The organism is Breznakiella homolactica, from assembly GCF_016616095.2.
GTDB classification, from domain to species: domain Bacteria; phylum Spirochaetota; class Spirochaetia; order Treponematales; family Breznakiellaceae; genus Breznakiella; species Breznakiella homolactica.
Map to the genome: position 1 here is coordinate 523,332 of NZ_CP067089.2, position 17,075 is coordinate 540,406.

Annotated in this window: 20 protein-coding genes; 11 read left to right on the forward strand and 9 right to left on the reverse strand. The window is 53.3% G+C overall.

Annotated elements, in window-relative coordinates; genetic code table 11:
* Positions 1-46: 46 nt before the first annotated feature.
* Complete coding sequence (locus JFL75_RS02600) at positions 47-697, reverse strand: GntR family transcriptional regulator (protein ID WP_215625139.1); 651 nt, start codon at positions 695-697, stop codon at positions 47-49.
* A 188-nt stretch (positions 698-885) separates the two neighbouring features.
* Here JFL75_RS02600 and JFL75_RS02605 point away from each other — a divergent pair, with 188 nt between their 5' ends.
* The 6 genes from JFL75_RS02605 (at position 886) to JFL75_RS02630 (ending at position 7,190) form a co-directional block, all read left to right on the forward strand.
* A complete protein-coding gene (locus JFL75_RS02605; protein WP_215625140.1) occupies positions 886-3,666 on the forward strand; it encodes an SEL1-like repeat protein in 2,781 nt (926 codons plus the stop codon).
* 87 nt (positions 3,667-3,753) lie between these two features.
* The gene (locus JFL75_RS02610; RefSeq protein WP_215625141.1) at positions 3,754-4,134 is read left to right on the forward strand and encodes a RidA family protein; all 381 of its coding nucleotides are present in this window, start codon (positions 3,754-3,756) and stop codon (positions 4,132-4,134) included.
* A 246-nt stretch (positions 4,135-4,380) separates the two neighbouring features.
* Positions 4,381-5,298, forward strand: coding sequence for an RICIN domain-containing protein (locus tag JFL75_RS02615; RefSeq protein WP_215625142.1), 918 nt, complete (start codon positions 4,381-4,383; stop codon positions 5,296-5,298).
* Between the two features lie 124 nt (positions 5,299-5,422).
* Complete coding sequence (locus JFL75_RS02620) at positions 5,423-6,130, forward strand: hypothetical protein (RefSeq protein ID WP_215625143.1); 708 nt, start codon at positions 5,423-5,425, stop codon at positions 6,128-6,130.
* Positions 6,120-6,638 carry a hypothetical protein gene (locus JFL75_RS02625; RefSeq protein ID WP_215625144.1) on the forward strand — a complete coding sequence of 173 codons (519 nt, stop codon included), beginning with the start codon at positions 6,120-6,122 and terminating at the stop codon, positions 6,636-6,638. The genes JFL75_RS02620 and JFL75_RS02625 overlap by 11 nt, the downstream gene beginning before the upstream one ends.
* A 30-nt stretch (positions 6,639-6,668) precedes the next feature.
* Positions 6,669-7,190, forward strand: coding sequence for a hypothetical protein (locus tag JFL75_RS02630; protein WP_215625145.1), 522 nt, complete (start codon positions 6,669-6,671; stop codon positions 7,188-7,190).
* Between the two features lie 119 nt (positions 7,191-7,309).
* Here the strand turns inward: JFL75_RS02630 and JFL75_RS02635 are convergent, their stop codons facing one another.
* Positions 7,310-8,185 carry an AraC family transcriptional regulator gene (locus JFL75_RS02635; protein ID WP_215625146.1) on the reverse strand — a complete coding sequence of 292 codons (876 nt, stop codon included), beginning with the start codon at positions 8,183-8,185 and terminating at the stop codon, positions 7,310-7,312.
* Positions 8,186-8,206: 21 nt separating this feature from the next.
* Positions 8,207-9,322 (reverse strand): C45 family autoproteolytic acyltransferase/hydrolase, encoded by a 1,116-nt coding sequence (locus tag JFL75_RS02640; RefSeq protein WP_215625147.1) that lies wholly within the window; start codon positions 9,320-9,322, stop codon positions 8,207-8,209.
* A 194-nt stretch (positions 9,323-9,516) separates the two neighbouring features.
* On the opposite strand from JFL75_RS02640, the gene JFL75_RS02645 reads away from it, so the two are divergent.
* On the forward strand, positions 9,517-9,891 hold the full coding sequence (locus JFL75_RS02645) for a DUF1304 domain-containing protein (RefSeq protein ID WP_215625148.1): 375 nt from the start codon (positions 9,517-9,519) through the stop codon (positions 9,889-9,891).
* A gap of 18 nt (positions 9,892-9,909) precedes the next feature.
* Here the strand turns inward: JFL75_RS02645 and JFL75_RS02650 are convergent, their stop codons facing one another.
* From JFL75_RS02650 to JFL75_RS02660, 3 genes are all read right to left on the reverse strand, one after another.
* Positions 9,910-10,209 carry a YciI family protein gene (locus JFL75_RS02650; RefSeq protein WP_215625149.1) on the reverse strand — a complete coding sequence of 100 codons (300 nt, stop codon included), beginning with the start codon at positions 10,207-10,209 and terminating at the stop codon, positions 9,910-9,912.
* A gap of 2 nt (positions 10,210-10,211) precedes the next feature.
* Positions 10,212-10,544, reverse strand: a complete 333-nt coding sequence (locus tag JFL75_RS02655; protein WP_215625150.1) for a TfoX/Sxy family protein — start codon at positions 10,542-10,544, stop codon at positions 10,212-10,214.
* 143 nt (positions 10,545-10,687) lie between these two features.
* Positions 10,688-11,143, reverse strand: a complete 456-nt coding sequence (locus tag JFL75_RS02660) for a MarR family winged helix-turn-helix transcriptional regulator (RefSeq protein WP_215625151.1) — start codon at positions 11,141-11,143, stop codon at positions 10,688-10,690.
* A 137-nt stretch (positions 11,144-11,280) separates the two neighbouring features.
* Between JFL75_RS02660 and JFL75_RS02665 the strand changes: the two genes are divergently transcribed.
* Positions 11,281-12,414, forward strand: coding sequence for an aldo/keto reductase (locus JFL75_RS02665; protein ID WP_215625152.1), 1,134 nt, complete (start codon positions 11,281-11,283; stop codon positions 12,412-12,414).
* Positions 12,415-12,543: 129 nt separating this feature from the next.
* The gene (locus tag JFL75_RS02670) at positions 12,544-13,776 is read left to right on the forward strand and encodes an ankyrin repeat domain-containing protein (RefSeq protein ID WP_215625153.1); all 1,233 of its coding nucleotides are present in this window, start codon (positions 12,544-12,546) and stop codon (positions 13,774-13,776) included.
* 12 nt (positions 13,777-13,788) lie between these two features.
* On the opposite strand, the gene JFL75_RS02675 is transcribed toward JFL75_RS02670, so the two are convergent.
* The gene (locus JFL75_RS02675; protein WP_215625154.1) at positions 13,789-14,559 is read right to left on the reverse strand and encodes a tetratricopeptide repeat protein; all 771 of its coding nucleotides are present in this window, start codon (positions 14,557-14,559) and stop codon (positions 13,789-13,791) included.
* A 95-nt stretch (positions 14,560-14,654) separates the two neighbouring features.
* Here JFL75_RS02675 and JFL75_RS02680 point away from each other — a divergent pair, with 95 nt between their 5' ends.
* Positions 14,655-15,230 carry a hypothetical protein gene (locus tag JFL75_RS02680; RefSeq protein WP_215625155.1) on the forward strand — a complete coding sequence of 192 codons (576 nt, stop codon included), beginning with the start codon at positions 14,655-14,657 and terminating at the stop codon, positions 15,228-15,230.
* A gap of 8 nt (positions 15,231-15,238) precedes the next feature.
* Here the strand turns inward: JFL75_RS02680 and JFL75_RS02685 are convergent, their stop codons facing one another.
* Positions 15,239-15,793, reverse strand: a complete 555-nt coding sequence (locus JFL75_RS02685) for a flavodoxin family protein (RefSeq protein ID WP_215625156.1) — start codon at positions 15,791-15,793, stop codon at positions 15,239-15,241.
* Positions 15,794-15,812: 19 nt separating this feature from the next.
* Positions 15,813-16,271 carry an RrF2 family transcriptional regulator gene (locus JFL75_RS02690; protein WP_215625157.1) on the reverse strand — a complete coding sequence of 153 codons (459 nt, stop codon included), beginning with the start codon at positions 16,269-16,271 and terminating at the stop codon, positions 15,813-15,815.
* 266 nt (positions 16,272-16,537) lie between these two features.
* Between JFL75_RS02690 and JFL75_RS02695 the strand changes: the two genes are divergently transcribed.
* A complete protein-coding gene (locus tag JFL75_RS02695) occupies positions 16,538-17,065 on the forward strand; it encodes a nitroreductase family protein (protein ID WP_215625158.1) in 528 nt (175 codons plus the stop codon).
* Positions 17,066-17,075: the final 10 nt, after the last annotated feature.

Here is a 17,075-nt window from a genome sequence, read left to right on the forward strand (position 1 = left end):
TTTCGTTTTAGAAAGAACTATGTAACGCTCTGTATGCGGCTCCTCTTTACACAGAGCCGGAATCGGCTACATTCCGGATAAGGCTTTTCATCCGTTCGTTATGGATACGGAAAGATTCCCTGGCCGCCTGGGGATCTCCGGCCTTTAATGCGTTAAAAAGGATCGTATGATCCGTATACAGATCATTTAATATATCCTGCATGTGCATAACCATGGGGCGCATCTTCTTCTGGATATCCCCCAGAATATCGATGAGGTAATTATTCGTGGATGCTTTGTAAACCGACTCATGGAACAGCGCGTCGAGGCGGCCATAGGCTACCAGATCCTTGGCGGCAATGACTTCCCGCTGTTCCGCCAGGTTTTTTTCCATCCGGTCTATGGTTTTGCCGGTAATGTGCACCGCCGCCAGTTCCGCGGCCATGCATTCCAGGACCTCACGGACGGAATACAGGTCTATGGATTCCTCCGGCGAAAGAACTTTGACAAAAACGCCCTTATTGGGAACGGATACTAGAAGACCCTCCTTCTCAAGTTTACCGATGGCCTGCCAGATAGGTGTCCTGGAGACACCCATTTCTTCTGTAAGCTGCTCCACATTGATCCTGGTTCCGGGAACGAACCTGCTGTCTTCAATCATCTCATGAAGACGTTTGTAAACAATATCCCGCAATCCTTCACGTACAATTACTGCCATGCCTTATTGTACCCCAATACTGTTGGTTGTCAAGAAAAATATTTCATTTTTCATATTTCATTTTTCATGCTGAATGAATGCCTTTTCCTGGTGGAACGCCTAACTCTGGTATGGTATGATAAAACGAAGAAACCGGAGAAAAACGGGGAATGCCGATTCTGAAATGGACAACACCCCGGAGAACAGCCATGGATAACAGAAAAAAAGAAGAAATATCCCAATATCAGACCGCCGCATACCAGGGCGATCCCGAAGCGCAGTTTAATCTGGGCCGGATATTTTACTTCGGGTACGGCGCCGCCATGGACCGCACCGAAGCCCTCAGGTGGTACCGGGCCGCCGCGGAGCAGGGGCACAGCGAAGCCCAGTACCGGCTCGCCGGGATGTACGAAGACGGGCTGGGCGCCGCCAAAGACGCGGCCGAGGCTATCAGGTGGTACCGGAGGGCGGCGGAGAACGGCCACGCCCAGGCTCAGTACGATCTGGGGCTCCGGTATTGGTACGGGCCGGAGGCGGAAATCGACAAAGCCGAGGCTAATAAATGGTTTATCCTGGCGGCGGAGCAGGGCCATGACGCGGCCCGGATCCATCTTAGAGAAAACGGCTGCGCCGAGATTGGGGAAGATCGCAGGAGGGCAGTGCGGCAGATGCAGCTTGACGCGGAACAGGGGGACACCGATGCCCGGTACCGCCTGGCTCTGGCGTACATTTACGGCGCCGGCGTTGAGAAGAATTTAGAAATGGCCCAGAAATGGTACCGCCGTGCCGCCGGGAGAGGCCACGCCATGGCCCTCCGGGACCTTTCCGTGATGTACCACCCGGATTACGAAGGCACCGAGGACGACTACAGCAAACTTATGCAGTTTCTTCTGCTCTCCGCGGAAAAGGGGTATGCCGAGGCGCAGTACGATCTGGGGTGGATCTATGAAACCGGGGACGGGGTGGAGGAAGACCAGGCTGAGTCCTTCAAATGGTACCGGCTCGCCGCGGAGCAGGGGGAACCCTATTCCCAGTTCACGGCAGCCCTGGCCTGCGAACACGGAAGAGGAACGGCGCGGGATATTCCTGCGGCTCTGGAATGGTACCGGAAGGCCGCTGAGCAGGGGAGTATTCCGGCGCGGAAACGGCTGGGGGAAATTTACGCCGGCGAAATCGCCGCGCTGAAGGACGAGGAAACTGCGGCCAAGTGGTACCGGCTCGCGGCGGAACGGGGAGACTCCGAATCCCGGGTTATCCTGGGTTCCTTCTATCTTAACGGGACCGGGGTGGAGCGGGACGCCGGCGAGGCGTTCCAGTGGTTCAAGCTGGCCGCGGACAAGGGAGACGGCAAAGCCCGGATCCAGCTGGGCCTCCTGTACGTTTATGGCCAGGGCACGGAAAAGGACGAGGCCGAAGCCCTGCGGTATTTCAGCCTGGCGGCGGAAAACGGTTACGATGGCCCGGAGGCGGTGCCGTGGTACAAACTCGCCGCCGGAAGGGGCGACGAGTACGCCCAGTTTCAGCTGGGGGTAATGTTCTACCATGGATACGGCGTCACCGGCGACAAGGCCGAAGCGGCGGTCTGGTACCGGCTCGCCGCGGATCAGGGCCACGCCGACGCGCGGAAAAGCCTCTGTATTATGCACGACCGGAAGGACCTTCAGCTGGAAACGGGAGAGTTCCTTGGCTGGTACACGGCCATAGCGGAAGAGGGCGACCGGACCATGCAGCACAACCTGGGGCTCATGTACTACCGGGGCCTGGACGGTATCGAAGTAAACAGGCCCGAGGCAGCCCGATGGTTCCGGCTGTCCGCCGAACAGGGAGACATTGAATCCCAGTATTTTCTCGGCCAGATGTATTCCCTGGCTTTGGGGATTGACCGGGACGAGGCGGAAGCGGCCCGGTGGTTTGCCCTGGCAGCGGAGCAGGGCCACCCCAAGGCGCAGTACGACCTGGGCTGCTTTTACTACGAAGGCAAGGGTGTTCCCCGGGATGACGCCGCGGCCCTGGGCTGGTACCAGAAGGCGGCGGCCCAGGGGGAAGCCAACGCGGAGACCAACATAGGGGTGATGTACGAGAACGGCCGGGGCGTGGAAAAGGATGAAGCGGAAGCCTTCCGGTGGTACGCTCTGGCGGCGGACCACGGGGATACCATGGGGCAGTACAACCTCGCCCGGGCCTACCGTCTGGGTCTGGGTACGCCCAGGGATCCGGGCAAGGCCATCCGGTGGTATTCCCTGGCGGCGGAAAAAGGAAACAAATCCGCGGCAGAGGAGCTTGCCGCCATGCTCGCGGAAATGACCGAGAACCCGGAAACCCTCTACGAACGGGGCATGGACCTCCTGGGCTGGAAGGCCCGGATTGACGGCGCCGGACCGCCGGATTATACGGATACGGCCGCCGCGGAGAAGATAGCCGGGGAATACCGGGCGAACATGGAAACCGCCGTGCAATGGCTGCTGCGAGCCGCCGGCCAGGGCCATCCGGCGGCGCAGTACGAGCTGTCCCGGATATACGGCAGTATTATCTGGCTCCAGCCCGACGGCAAAGGGAACCTTGTCCGTACCTGGGGAAACGCTCCCAACACGGAGTCGATCATCCTCCGGGAACCGGAACCGGCGGAATCCTTCACCTGGAAACTTGCCGCGGCGAACCACGGCCACCCCCTGGCCCAGTACAGCCTGGGCTGGATGTACGAGCACGGCGACTGCGTGGAGTCGGACGACACCGCTGCCGCCGTATGGTACCGGCGGGCGGCGGAACGGGGAGACCACACCGCCCAGTACAAGCTCGGGGAGTTTTACTCCCAGGGCCGGGGAGTGGAACAGGACGATGAAGAAGCCTTCAGGTGGCATCTTATGGCGGCACAACAGCGGAACATCTTCAGCTGTATTTACATCCGGGACGCCTACGCCCGGGGCATCGGCGTGGACCGGGACGAAGCGGAAGCGGCCCGTTGGGACGAGGTCCTGGGGACGTTCCATTAAGGCCGCCTGTCTATAGACTGTTATGTGTCATTTGTCTGAACCTTTTGAAAAACTTTTAAGGAAACTAAAACCATAAGGAGAAATATTATGCCAAGAAAAGCAATTACTGCAAAAAATGCAACTTCTATAGGTCCATATTCACAAGGTATTGATATAGATGGATTGGTATTCTTATCCGGACAAACACCAATAAACCCAAATACCGGTAAACTTATTGAGGGAGATATTAAAGAACAAACGCAACAAGGATTTAAAAATCTATTTAGTGTATTGGATGCTGCTGGATTGAGTGCTGATGATGTACAAAAAGTTAATGTATATTTAACGGACATGAATGACTTTTCCGCCATGAATGAAATATATCAACAGCAATTTAATGAGCCATATCCTGCACGAACGACTATAGGAGTTGCATCATTACCTTTGGGAAGCAAGATAGAAATAGAGATGATTGCAAAGAAGAAATAGAAAAAAAATAAAATTGTTGTTGAAAAGATTAATAAAATATATGTGATCCGAACTTATTTCAGAAGAAAAATGTAAAAGACAAACTACAGAAAACAACGCTATCAGACATTTGTACCGAACTGAAAATAAGAAAGGGAATAAAACCAGGTAAATAAAGAAGGAAAATAAAGAAAAAAAGGAGATAATGGAGTATACATATTGGTGATAATATAAAAATGGTGTACAATAACGTATCTGGAGATATTTATGCGGAAAAGAAATCCACGCATTTCAGCCCTGATCGTCCGATTTATACTAATCGGGGCAGCAGCCTTGATTGCTGCGGCCTGCGCATCCCCGGTCGGCGGCACAGAAACAGGCGGCAAATCCGCGGGAGCGGCAGTCGGCGCGCCCGTGCTGGAGGAAAAATCGCATAACAGCATAATCGTTTCACCGCCGCCTGCGGCGCCGAAAGGGCAGACAATCGAATACGTAAAAAACACCGAAAATTCCGTGCCCGCGGCAGGGTGGCAGGACAGCGTAACATTCAGCGGGTTAACAGCGGAAACCAAATATTACATCTTCGCAAGATCAAAGGAAAACGGCAGTTACAACGCGGGAGCGGCAAGTACACCCCTTGAAGAAACAACCAACAAAGAACCATCCGACCCCAGCAATGACACTTCCTTCCGTCCGCCTGAAACTCCTGGTTTTATAAAAAACTGCGCCAAACACTTACCCTACATGGACAAAGCCTCTGGCGAAAACATGGTCATTGACATGAAGGGTGGAACCATAATCGGCACCGATGCAATACTGTGGATACAAAAGCCCTTTACTTCATCAACAATCCTCACGCAGGTATTCAAATTCATACCTGACGTGAAGGAAGAGTATTTCCAGATCCAATCAAGTTACAACACCCAGTATGTGATTGTACTGAGCGGTGACATAGCTTCAGAAGGAATGGGCCTGAAAGCAGCATATTCTAATACCGCAGATAATTCGCAATGGTGGAAGTTACTGCGTCAGCCGGACGGCAGTTTTGCTATCACAAACAAGACCAACCCGGCGCTTGTCGTCGCGGCGTTGTCGGAGCTCCCATCCGGCAGCAGCCATAATATCCTCACGATGCAGCCCCTGGGTGCCGCGAACAGCACCTGGACCTTCGAGCCGCTCCCATAAACACGCAAATGGGCCTGACACCAAAAACACTTGGCGCCAGGCTGCGCTCCAGTCCATCCATGTACTGGGGCGGCCTGTCATAAATATATTTAACGTGTAATAATGTTTATGATTGGAGAAAAAAATGAAAACATTCACATTTCTAGTATTAATTACTTTTTTTCTCTTTTCCTGTGAAAATAAAGCTGTAAATATTTCCAATTCAGAAAAACCTGCGAGGGATATTCAATTATTGGAACCAAGTGAAGGAATTAAACCTATAGTGAGTAGGGGAAATCTGACTGAGGAAAAGAAAACTCCAACAGAAGAAGAAGTTTATGGGTTTGCATTAACAAATGATGATTTATTAAAATATGTAAATGAAGATATCTTTTTTGGAATACACTCCGATCCGAATTATTATATTAATAACGATGATTACGCAATTGAATATAAACATCTCCCGGAAGACCCTGGATCGGGAATAATGCAAGATACAGATTTGATCATTGCGAGAAATGATTATATGGATATTGAGTTTGCAAATAATGTGCTCATAAATGTTACTATCAAAAAAAAGACAGGGCTTCACTTCTTTGGCAGATTTATTGGAGAAGATATACACGATGTAATCAATATTCTTGGGGATAACTATTGGCATCAGGACCGGGCCTATATCTACCATGGACTGAATCGTACAGAGAAAAAACATCATAGTTTACAGATTATTACTGTTACCAGTAAAAGTAATAAAATCTATCAGTTAAACTTTGGGATAAACGGTATTTTATCAAACGGGCTATTACCAAAAACCAGTGATTATCAAACATCAGAGGAACAAAATGGAAAATAACATTTTAGTAAAAAAATTTGCGGATCGGTTTATTCAGTATTTTAAACAACTGGAAGACATCGTTGAAATATGCCCGGATGGATTATGGAATAAAAAGTCTTCCGGCTATACCTTTTCGCACCAGATGGTTCACACCCTGGGCAATATGTTTTTATGGATGCGGGATGAAGCCATTAATTTCTTTGACGGAATAGAAGATGGGGTAAACGGTTTGAGCATACACAACGAACTGGATATGGAACCAAAGGATATACAGAAACAGCACCATACGAAAAATGACGTGCTGGAAATGTGCGCCGGAACAAAGAACCAATGTGAAAAATGGTTTAATAATAAAAATGATGACTGGCTGTACCTGCCGATTAAAATGGATATCAACAGGGACATCAATTTTACTAATTTCGATGTGACCATGGAAATGGCGCAGCACACCATGTACCACATCGGCCACTGTGAGGCCGTGTTACGAGAGCATACTATAAAGATCAAAACGTATTTGGGGTATTAAGAAAACACGATAATTGCAGGAGGCGGGTTGATGGATATCGCGGCCTTATTGGGGAATGATTCACTGAAATCTCTGGAAAAGCGCGGGCGCCTAATCCAAGCCCTTACGGACAGGACCGTTGCGGTTCAGGATATTATAGCTTTGGATTTGAAGGACAGGGAAACGGGTATTGTCCTGGAAGCCATGGAAGCGGTCTCGGGAACGGACCCCGGCCTTGCCGGCCCGGAATGGCTTGCCTGGGCGGAGCCGTTTATTTCCTCTCCCTCCAACAGCCTTAAGCGGGAAGCTTCACGGATCGCCGGCAACCTGGCCGCCTGTTTTCCCGATAAGCTGGAGGGGGCGGTTAAGCGGCTTCTGGAGAACACCGGTAATGACAAGACGGTGGTCCGCTGGGGCAGCGCCTACGCCCTGGGCCGGATCGTCCAGATTCCCCGGTACGCCGGCGGAGAGCTTTTTACCACAGTCCAAGAGCTTGCTAGGAGCGAAGAGAACCAGGGTGTGAAAAAACAGTACCTGGCGGGTTTAAAGAAGGCGGAGAAGCTCCGGAAATAATCACCGCTTCCGTTTCAGCGTTTTGTCCATAGAATCCCTTCACGGTGGCTATATACAATAATGTCGTTCCATAATCTCAATGCCGGGAAAACCTTCTGCCATAGCGGAGTCCATTATTCTTACCGTATGGGAATGTACAGGTCAAGCTCCGAGTCCGGGTGGTCGTATCCCAGGAAGCGTTCGTCGTAGAGCTCAAAGTCCTCCCGCCAGTCCATTTCTTCGTCGGACGAAAGAAACCAGGTACCCCAGATATAGCTGAAGGTCTGGGTGAGCCGGCGCAGGGTTCCCCGGTGGGTAAAAACGGCGTAGCGTCCGCCGGGGATTTCCTTTTCGACGAACTGGGCGGGCAAACCGTCGAAGGATTCCACCTCGACTCCCGCCACCTCGGTAAAAAGGATTTCGCTGTTCATGCTGTAGAGGGTGTTTTCCCGGCAGGCTTCGCAGATGCCGAATCCCCGGGGTTTCATTTTTTTATTGGGAATCTCCCCGGCCAGGGCGTTGAACCGCTGCCATAGCTGGGGCAGCTTGTTGTCCTTCAGGGTGGTTTCGCCGCGGATACCCGCCACCTTTATGGGAGGCAGTTCCACAATCGCCGGGTGTACCGTGACATTCCGGATAAGATGCTCCAGGAGCCCCGCATCCAGCCGCTCCTTGCCGCTGATGAAGGTGTCGAAGCGGTTGCGCCGGTAGTCCAGAGGGCTTGCCTTGTACACGACCTTGAAGGCCCTGCTGAAGGCCTCAGGGGAATCGAAGCCATTTTCCAGGGCAATGTCGATGACCTTCCTGTCGGAATAGATGAGCTTCTTGGCGGCGTCCGCCAGCCGGCGCTTTTTGATATAGCTCCCCAGGCTCTCCCCGAGGATGGCCGAGAACTGCCGGGTCAGGTGGTAGTAGGAGTAGCCCGCCTTACGGGCCACTCCTTCCACCGAGATATCCTCCCCCAGGTGTTCTTCGATATAGATGATTGCCCGTTCCAGGGCCTGCCGGTAGTCCATCGCCATTCTCTTAATAGTACCTCAGAGAGGTTTAAATTGATACTCCGCCGGGTCCGCTTTTACCGGGTCGATTTCAATGGGCCGTACGCTTTCGGCCAGGGGCTCGCGGATATCGTAGGTGTTCCAGCCGTTTTCAATCCTGCCGCCCCAGCACAGGTCGATGGTTCCCTCCGCCGGGGAAATCACCATACTCTTGGTGGTGCCGAAGTATTCCTCAAAAAAGCGGCAGGAGAGGCCGTCGGGGTATTTGGAAAGCAGTATCTCTTTCAGACGGTCCCTGGTGATGCCGCCAGCGTCCTTCAATTCTTTGCCTATCCATTCGTAGCGCCGGAGCGAGTGGACCAGAGCCTGGGGTTCCAGGGCCCTTAATTCAGGCAGAACGGCGTGGTTGGTGGTCCAGAAGAGCTGTTCCGGAGAGCCGGGGCCGAGCCGCTTTACCGCGGTCTTTCCATCCAGGGTTTCCACCAGTGCCAGGTTGCCCGCCTTGTCCACCAGCATCAGGTTGACGTTGAACGCGATGGGCATCCCCTCCAGATGATCCAGTCCCTCCTCTACATCCTTACAGTTTTCCAGCACACTGCGGATGACCGCCCAGAACTGGAGGCCCGTGATTTTCGGGGGGCGCATATAGGGCATGGGCCCCACGGGGAACCCGCAGGAGGTCATGGTCACCGACAGGCCGTGTTCGTTGAACCCGTCGTCCCGGCCAAAGAAAATAACGCTGGTCCCCATGTGGGTGTGCTTGCCGGTTACGGAGGTTTTCACCAGGCAGAAATCCTCCGCCTCGTGGCTGAACTCGTAGTTCCGGGCCACCAGGGGCCTGCCCTCGGCGGCGGCTCCCGGGAGCACCCCTATCTGGCTGCACCGGGGCAGGAGGTAGGTCATGCCGTAGTAGAAGATCTGTTCCGGGGGCACTGCCAGGGCGTCGGCGAACCCGGTAAGCTCCTCCTCCAGGCCGGGGCACCAGCGCTTAAACAGCGCAGCCGCCTCCGCGGCCTGCTCCTTGCCGAAACCCGCCATGCCGCCGGTGTGCAGTTTCTTAAGCGGCGGGATAGCTCCGGCCATCTTTCCGAGCCGGAACCCGATTTCGTAGCTCGTCCCGGAAAGTTCCATGGTTCTTGCTTGTATGGTTATCATGTTTGTTTCCTCCTCATAGTTTTCCCCAGTCTATAAAAAAGAAAAAGAGTACGCATGATATTTCCTGCTATCTTTCGTATTAATACAGTAAATAGTTATTCTCCCGGCTGACCGCGCCCCGGGGTTTTTTCCTCTGCTTGTTATTTTCCTCCCCGGGGATTATATTTTTTTTATTACAAAAATGAGGTAAAAAAATGAACATAACGATTTTGACCGTATGCGCGATCATCGGCGGCCTGCACTTGTTTATCATGATCCTGGAAATGTTTGCCCCGCCGGAAAAGCAGGGGATGATTTTTAAGATGCCCCTGGATTTTGTCACCCAGCCCAACGCCCAAACAGCCTTAAAAAATCAGGGAATTTATAACGGCGCCCTTGGATTGGCCATCCTGGTTTCCCTGTTTATATTTTCCGGGACAACCCGGCTGATGGTTTTGCTGCTGTTCATGGGGTTTGTATTTATTGTGGGTATCTTTGGGGGGAAAACCGTGACAAAATCCATCTATTTTATCCAGGCCCTGCCGGCGCTCTGCGCCGGGGGCTTAATTATTTTCGCGCTGCTGATATGATGGGGCAAAGTTGATTCGTCACAGCAGATAGTTGTTGTCCCGGTTGGCCGGCCGCATGTCCCGGAGGGTATATGCGGCGTAGCCTTCGGCCACCAGGGGTTCCTGTTTGCAGAGCTCCTCCGCCTCTTCCCGGGTCCCGGTTTTGAAGACCACCATGCCCGCCACGCCGGGGTAGCCCTTGAAGGCCCCCGCCAACTCTATTTTTCCCGCCTCATCCAGAGCCCGGAGGTTCTCGGCGTGCCGGGTAATTACCTCTTTGGTAATTTTATTGTAGGTTTTTCCCCGCTGGATAAACATAACGTACAGCCACTCATGCATACTCAGGTCTCCTTTTGCTTGCCTTCCTTTGGTTTGGGAGCCGGAAGCTCGCCGTACATGGCTTCCAGGAGTTCCGCGAGGAAGGTCCGGCTGTCCACATCCTCCACTACCAGCATCTCTTTGGCTCCGGGGTAGGGGGCTTCCCGGGGAGCCTCGGGCATCAGGGCCAGGGCCGCCGGGACGGGTTTGACCATAAGCCGGTCGTCATAAATTCCTCCGGCTACTTTTTCCCGGTAGTAGAGGACGTATTCTCCCATCATGGCCCGGCAGGAGACGCCGTCCAATTCCGAGAACTGTTCCATAAGAAAATCCGCAAACGCTTTGCTTGAAGCCATACCATTTCTCCCTTTTCTCTTCCTACGGATGGGCTGTCTGAAAAGTTTGATCGGACCTATGGTCCGCAACTTGTTCGGACAGCTTCCATAGTGCGGTATTTTCGTAATACCTCGGCCACTGTATCGTACTATGGAAGTCCGGTTTACCGCGGACCGTTTCCCTGTTCTTTTGCCCGGGCGGCGAGGCCGGCTATCCACTTCCGGTCCTGGTCGGTAAGCAGGTCAATAAAATACCGCTTAATTCCGTTGGCAATCACCGGCCGGACAGCCTCCAAAGCGGCGATCCCCTTCGGGGTCAGCCCCACCTGAACGGCGTTGCCTTTTTCCAGGGACTGCTTTTCCACCAGCTCCCGTTTCTCCATCCGGGTCAGATGGTGGGACAGCCGGCTTTTGGACCAGTCCATTTTGTCCGCCAGTTCCTGCTGGCGGAGCCCACCGGTTCCTGCCCGGGTCAGTAAATCCAGCACCATAAAATCCCCGTCGGACACGCCGGTCGCATCGTAACTGTCTTTAAGGATGCGGTTAAAAATCAGTTTGAAAGTTTCCTTATACATACGCCAGATCTTCATATCAGCTTCGGTCAGCTTTTTCTGTTTCATGCCATCACCCCGGTAATTAGGTTTTTCAAAAATAACTCTATCAAAAAAGAAGTTGACGCGTCAACTTGCTGGTGCTATATTATACATGAGTTGACATGTCAACTCATAGAGTAACGGCCACAACAGGAGATTGGAATATGGAATATTTAGGTGAGAACATCAAAAAACTCGGCTTTGGTTTTATGCGGCTCCCCATGCTCGGGGACAATACGATTGATATCGAACAGACAAAGGATATGGTGGACCTTTTTATGTCCCGGGGATTCAGTTATTTCGATTCCTCCTGGGGATACATGGGCGGAAAATCCGAAGAGGCCATGAAGACGGCCATCGTCGACCGCTACCCCCGGGGATCCTTTCAGATCGCCACCAAGGCCCCGGCCTTTGCGGTGGGCACGGCCGAAGAGGCTAAGGCCATGGTTTGGACATCCCTCAAACGACTCGGGGTGGAGTATATCGACTATTACCTGCTCCATAACCTCGGCGGCACCCGAACGAAAAAGTTCGATGACTTCGCCATGTGGGATTACCTGGCCGAACTCAAGGAGAAGGGGGTAGTGCGGCACATTGGTTTTTCCATCCACGACAACGCCCGGGCCCTGGACAAAATTCTCACGGACCACCCGGAGGTTGAGTTTATCCAGTTCCAGCTGAACTACGATGACTGGGAAAGCCCGTCCATCCAGGCGCGCCAATGCCACGAGGTGGCCATGAAACATAACAAACCCATTGTGGTGATGGAGCCCCTCAAGGGAGGCCTCTTAACAAATCCTCCGGAGAGCGTGAAAAAGGTATTCACCGATGCGGACCCGGATGTGTCCCTGGCGTCCTGGGGAATCCGGTACGCGGCGTCCCAGAAGAACATCATCACCGTGCTGAGCGGCATGTCGACCATGGAACAAATGCGGGACAATGTATCCTTTATGACGGACTTCCGGCCCCTCAGCGCAGAAGAACAGGCGGTCATTGAAACGGCCCGGGAGGCCATCGGCAAGATACACAGTATTCCCTGCACGGGCTGCCAGTACTGCGTGGAGGGCTGCCCGCAGGGTATCCCCATCCCCAAGGTCTTTGGGGCGTATAACCGGAAGCTGGTCTACAACGACATGGCTGCGGCCAAAGGCCAATACGCCATTGAGGTAATCACCGGCGGCAGGGCCTCGGACTGTATCGCCTGCGGAAACTGCGAACGGGTCTGCCCCCAGCACATCGCCATTGTTGATAACCTGGAACAGATAGGCCGCGAGCTGGACGCAGCGCCGTTCTTTTAACTGATAAGAAGTCATTGGTTTATATAAACTGGCGGCGGCGCGGGAATTTCCCGGGCGCCGCCATCATTGTACAACCCGCCGCCCCGTGGTAGCCTTTTGATACCGATACTGTTTTAAAATGGAGCGTCTATGTCCGCTGTTACCTTTGATCCCCTCGGCCGGCTGATAGGCGATCCCGATGCCATTTTTCGCGGGCTGAACCCCGGTTACGGAAAACCGCAAATCGCCGAAGTCGACGCGTATAATTATATGGGGGTCCCGCCTCTTTTGGAGGCCATCTATGATAACGATACCGCCGCGGTCAGCGAGCTTTTGGAGAAAGGCGCCTGGCCAAATGTGATCAGCGCCGGAAGCCTCACCGCCCTGGACGCCGCGGCTTCTTCCGGCAATATTGAACTGGTAAAGATTCTCATAGCCGCTGGGGCTGATGTTACCAAGGGGGCTCCGTATTATTACGCCAAAGACGAAGAGATGCGCGGCTTTTTAAAAGAGGCTGGGGCCGATGCCGGCGCCGGAAGAAAGACCACCAGTATCTCGATCCTCTATCCCGCCCAGGGCGAGGCCATTGAGGCTGTGATTGCCAAAGAGAAAGAGACCGGCGAAATGACCGGTTCTATCCTGATGTCGGTTATCCTCGGCCGGAGCCGTGAAAGAATCGAAGAGCTTGTTGCGGCGGGAAAAGATATAAACGAAACAAGCGAGCTGTTATATACGCCGCTGGTACAGGTCTTTGAGCAGCGGCGCTGGGGCCTGCTGGAATGCCTTTTAAAAGCCGGGGCCGATCCCAATCTCAAAACAGAGCACCGGTCTCCCTTAAGCCAAGCCATTGATAAAGGGGAGAAAGAGACCCTGCTGCTCCTGGAGTACGGCGCGTTTAAGGATAAAAGTCCATATGAATTTATCCGGGCGATAAAGAAAGGGTATCTGAACGCGGTGCCTGTGATGCAGGAAAAGGGAGCCGATCTCAACGGGCCGGACCGCCATGGCGAACTTCCGGTTTTCGCCGCGCTGGGCAATACCGCTATGCTTAAGCTCCTGCTGGACGCCGGGGCGGATCCCGATGTTGCGGGAAACGATCATAACGGCTGCCGCCTCATACACGCCGCTGTTTGTAAAGGAGATGCCGAAGTTGTGCTGATGCTTCTGAAAGCCGGCGCGGATAGTAACGCCCAGGACAGCAGGGGAAGAACGGCCCTGCACAACGCCGTAATGAACAACGATTTTGAGATTGCGGAACTTCTGCTAGACCATGGGGCAAAAAAAAGCATAAAAGATGAGAACGGAAAAACTCCCCTTGATATGGCCCGGCAGTCGGGTTTTTATAATATCGCGGACAGGCTGGAAGAAACCGGGGCAGAATAATGCCGGATTTTTCTATATCAGCAGCTGATCGCTGAGCATTTTTTTGTACCACTCGTTGGCTTTTTCATAATCCTGGGGCACGCCTTCCCCTTTAAAATACATGAGATACAGCTTGTAGAGCGCCGGACTGTGAGGGTCTTGCTCCGCCGACAGGGTGTACCATTCAAAAGCGGCCATGAAATCCTGCGCGACCCCGTGGCCGCAGTAATAACACTCTCCCACCATATACTGGCCGAAAGAATCTCCCGCCTCGGCCCGCACCCGGTACCATTTCAGCGCCTGGGCGTAGTCCTGCTCAAGGTCCCCCTCGACATCCCCGCCTTTAAAATACAGGGCCGCGAGGGCGTCCTGGGCCAGCGGATGCCCCAGCTCGGCGGCATCGGTATAAAAGGCGATTGCCGTATTGATATCAAAGGGAATGCCTATCCCGTTTGTGCTGGACCGGGCGTACTGGTGAATATGGCCAAGCTGGTACAGGGCGTCGGCATTGCCGAGCTCCGCGGCTTTGCTATATAAATCATAGGCTTTCTGAAAATCCCGCCTGACGCCGGAACCGCTGTAATAGTGGCCGCCGAGTTTGTATATCGCGTCGGCATGACCCAGGTCCGCGGCCTTCTGGTAGAACGTAACCGCCTCGGCATCGTCGCCTTTTTGGAAATACTCTTCCGCCAGGGCAAACAGTTCCCGGGCGCCGTGGTTTTCCGTCTCTTTATCCGGCATATCCCCTCCGGCGCTTACACAGACAACCGATACAATGGCAAACAGCGCCAGCGTTTTCTTCATGGCTAATCATACGTGACTAATCCCCGGAAGGCAATGGCGTTTGTCAGTGGTACAATCGGGTTATCGGGCAAGTCTATTTATGGCAGAATAAGCACATGAAACACGCGAAATTCAGTTATGACCGCGGATGGCTGACGGAATGCAACAACATCGAGTATCCGCCAACCGGTCCGGTTCCCGCGCTTTTTAACACGGTAAATCTGTTTACCGGCCAGAGTCTGTCCCTTGAGTATTCGGAAAATGACAAGGGGTTTATCCTCTATTTGATACAGTGCTGCCGCCAAAACGGTGTCTGGAAACTGCCCGAGCATAAACCTGATACCCTGGAGTTCATTTCCCTTGATGAGGCGCTGGCCCGGGTGCAGGCGGAGCTGAATCCCGAAAAGCAAAGCCCTGTACCATTGGCGTTATACAACGGCTGGTGTATCTCCCGGAACCGGCTGCCCCCGGCGCCGGTGGAGGGGCATCTTTTTTTCGCGTCGTGCCGCAAAAAGTATTTTACCGATATCTCTTTTATTGGCGGCAAATACCGGGTCACCACAGGGCAGGGGAGCATTGCCTCTCCCCTGGCGGTAACCGCGGAAGAAGCCCACGACGTGACCGACACGGAATGCGGCACCCTGGACGAGGCGCTTGTCCTGTTTAATAAATATATGGATGAAAGTGATTAGATTGTCTGCTACAGGGAGGCGCCCAGGTCCTCGGCCTGTTTGAGATACGGGGTCTTCTGCACATCCCCTGGCATGTTGACGCCCCCGGCCAGGACCATGCCCCGGTCTATCCAGTTGAGATTCTTAACCAGGCAGGTCTGGTAGTAGGGGACTATCTGGGCGAAGTTTTCTTCCCGAGCGTCCTCGGCGGCGATGAGCAGGGCCGCCTCTTTCTGGGGCATCTGCATGTTGTTGGCGGCGGCCACGGCGAACAGCCGGTCGATGACCGTCTTCATCTGGGCGTTCACCTGCCACCAGTAGAGGGGGGAGGCGAACACCACCGTATCCGCCTGATCCAGGGCGGTGTAGATTTCTTTCATGTCGTCCTTCTGGATACAGGGGGTTCCCTTTCCGGCCAGACACTGGTAGCAGCCGAGACAGGGCTTTATATCCATGGTCCGCACATTTATCTTTGCGGTCCGGTGGCCGGCCTTCTTCGCGCCGGCAATCAGGGCGTCGCACAGGGCTTCGGTATTGCCTTCTGCCCGGGGGCTGGCGTTTATCACAAGAACATGTTTATCCATGGTTTCGCATCTCCTTCATCTATTTATCAGGACAATTTCCGGTCTGGTTTTCAATCATAGTAAGCAATTCCCCGGTCAAAGTATCCAGGGTGACTTTCCGCAGCTGGTCCCGCATGGCCCCCAGGGCCGTATCCATATGGGGAAGCATGAGCTGGTAAATATTCTTTCCCACCGCGCAGCTCCCGGAGCCCTCGTGGAACTTGAAGATTTCATCAATATCATCGGTTTCCACCGCGCTGTACACATCCCAAAGGGAGATATCCTTCTTCGCTTTGGCCAGCCGCACCCCGCCGTTCTTGCCCGTGGCCGACTCTATGAGCCCGTTCTTTTTGAGGGCGATGAAAATATTGCGGATAATAACCGGGTTCGATCCGGTGCTCTGGGCAATCATGGCGCTGGTGGCCTTATCGGTATTTTCAAACCGCGCCATGATAAGCAGGGAATGAACCGCGATGGGAAATTTCTTACTGACCCTCAAATGCTTACCTCTATGTAAAATGTAACATCAAATAATACAAAATACAACTGTAAGTATTGACTTTACAGTTTTCCTGAATTATATTGTAATAATTAGTATTACATTATGGAACTTCTAAAAACTTAAGTTTTTAGAAGTTTTCTTACCCTGTGGAGAAAATCGCCAACCTGTACCCTTTTGTGGGGTAATAATTTTGCGATTTTCTCCAAGGCGCCTATAAAAACCCAACCGGGGTTTATATAGGCGCCCATTATAAGGAGCATTACATGGAAACGTTAAAAACGATTGCGGCGCGGAAATCCACCAGAAGTTTTAATCCGGATAAACGGATAGCCAAGGCGGACCTGGATACTATTGTGGCCGCCGGATGCGCGGCCCCGGTGGGCGGGGCAGATTACAAGTCCCTCCATCTGACGGTGATCGCGGATCCCGCGGCGCTGGATACCGTTGCGCAGGCGGGCCGGCAGATGATGCACAGTGATACCAATCCCTTGTACAACGCCACGGCTTTAGTGGTGGTTTCCGCTTCCGCGGAACAGAAATTCCCCGGCATCGAGTACGCCAACGCGGGCTGCATTGTGGAGAACATGCTGCTGGCCGCCGCGGATCTGGGCATTGACAGCGTGTATATCTGGGGCGTGTCGGTGGGCATGGCGGAAAACCGGGAACTCTGGGAGAAGATGGGTGTACCTGAAGGCTTTCGTCCGGTATCCGCCGCGGCGCTTGGATACGGTACGGACAGCGGCGCCACGGGAAAAGAGCTGTCGGTTTCTCTGGCAACGAATTATGTGTAACAATTAATAG

What these genes read in the sequence shown, in the direction of transcription:
- JFL75_RS02600 (WP_215625139.1), bottom strand. Translation starts at nt 697, where the DNA reads ATGGCAGTAATTGTACGTGAAGGATTGCGGGATATTGTTTACAAACGT.
- JFL75_RS02605 (WP_215625140.1), top strand. Translation starts at nt 886, where the DNA reads ATGGATAACAGAAAAAAAGAAGAAATATCCCAATATCAGACCGCCGCA.
- JFL75_RS02610 (WP_215625141.1), top strand. Translation starts at nt 3,754, where the DNA reads ATGCCAAGAAAAGCAATTACTGCAAAAAATGCAACTTCTATAGGTCCA.
- JFL75_RS02615 (WP_215625142.1), top strand. Translation starts at nt 4,381, where the DNA reads ATGCGGAAAAGAAATCCACGCATTTCAGCCCTGATCGTCCGATTTATA.
- JFL75_RS02620 (WP_215625143.1), top strand. Translation starts at nt 5,423, where the DNA reads ATGAAAACATTCACATTTCTAGTATTAATTACTTTTTTTCTCTTTTCC.
- JFL75_RS02625 (WP_215625144.1), top strand. Translation starts at nt 6,120, where the DNA reads ATGGAAAATAACATTTTAGTAAAAAAATTTGCGGATCGGTTTATTCAG.
- JFL75_RS02630 (WP_215625145.1), top strand. Translation starts at nt 6,669, where the DNA reads ATGGATATCGCGGCCTTATTGGGGAATGATTCACTGAAATCTCTGGAA.
- JFL75_RS02635 (WP_215625146.1), bottom strand. Translation starts at nt 8,185, where the DNA reads ATGGACTACCGGCAGGCCCTGGAACGGGCAATCATCTATATCGAAGAA.
- JFL75_RS02640 (WP_215625147.1), bottom strand. Translation starts at nt 9,322, where the DNA reads ATGATAACCATACAAGCAAGAACCATGGAACTTTCCGGGACGAGCTAC.
- JFL75_RS02645 (WP_215625148.1), top strand. Translation starts at nt 9,517, where the DNA reads ATGAACATAACGATTTTGACCGTATGCGCGATCATCGGCGGCCTGCAC.
- JFL75_RS02650 (WP_215625149.1), bottom strand. Translation starts at nt 10,209, where the DNA reads ATGCATGAGTGGCTGTACGTTATGTTTATCCAGCGGGGAAAAACCTAC.
- JFL75_RS02655 (WP_215625150.1), bottom strand. Translation starts at nt 10,544, where the DNA reads ATGGCTTCAAGCAAAGCGTTTGCGGATTTTCTTATGGAACAGTTCTCG.
- JFL75_RS02660 (WP_215625151.1), bottom strand. Translation starts at nt 11,143, where the DNA reads ATGAAACAGAAAAAGCTGACCGAAGCTGATATGAAGATCTGGCGTATG.
- JFL75_RS02665 (WP_215625152.1), top strand. Translation starts at nt 11,281, where the DNA reads ATGGAATATTTAGGTGAGAACATCAAAAAACTCGGCTTTGGTTTTATG.
- JFL75_RS02670 (WP_215625153.1), top strand. Translation starts at nt 12,544, where the DNA reads ATGTCCGCTGTTACCTTTGATCCCCTCGGCCGGCTGATAGGCGATCCC.
- JFL75_RS02675 (WP_215625154.1), bottom strand. Translation starts at nt 14,559, where the DNA reads ATGAAGAAAACGCTGGCGCTGTTTGCCATTGTATCGGTTGTCTGTGTA.
- JFL75_RS02680 (WP_215625155.1), top strand. Translation starts at nt 14,655, where the DNA reads ATGAAACACGCGAAATTCAGTTATGACCGCGGATGGCTGACGGAATGC.
- JFL75_RS02685 (WP_215625156.1), bottom strand. Translation starts at nt 15,793, where the DNA reads ATGGATAAACATGTTCTTGTGATAAACGCCAGCCCCCGGGCAGAAGGC.
- JFL75_RS02695 (WP_215625158.1), top strand. Translation starts at nt 16,538, where the DNA reads ATGGAAACGTTAAAAACGATTGCGGCGCGGAAATCCACCAGAAGTTTT.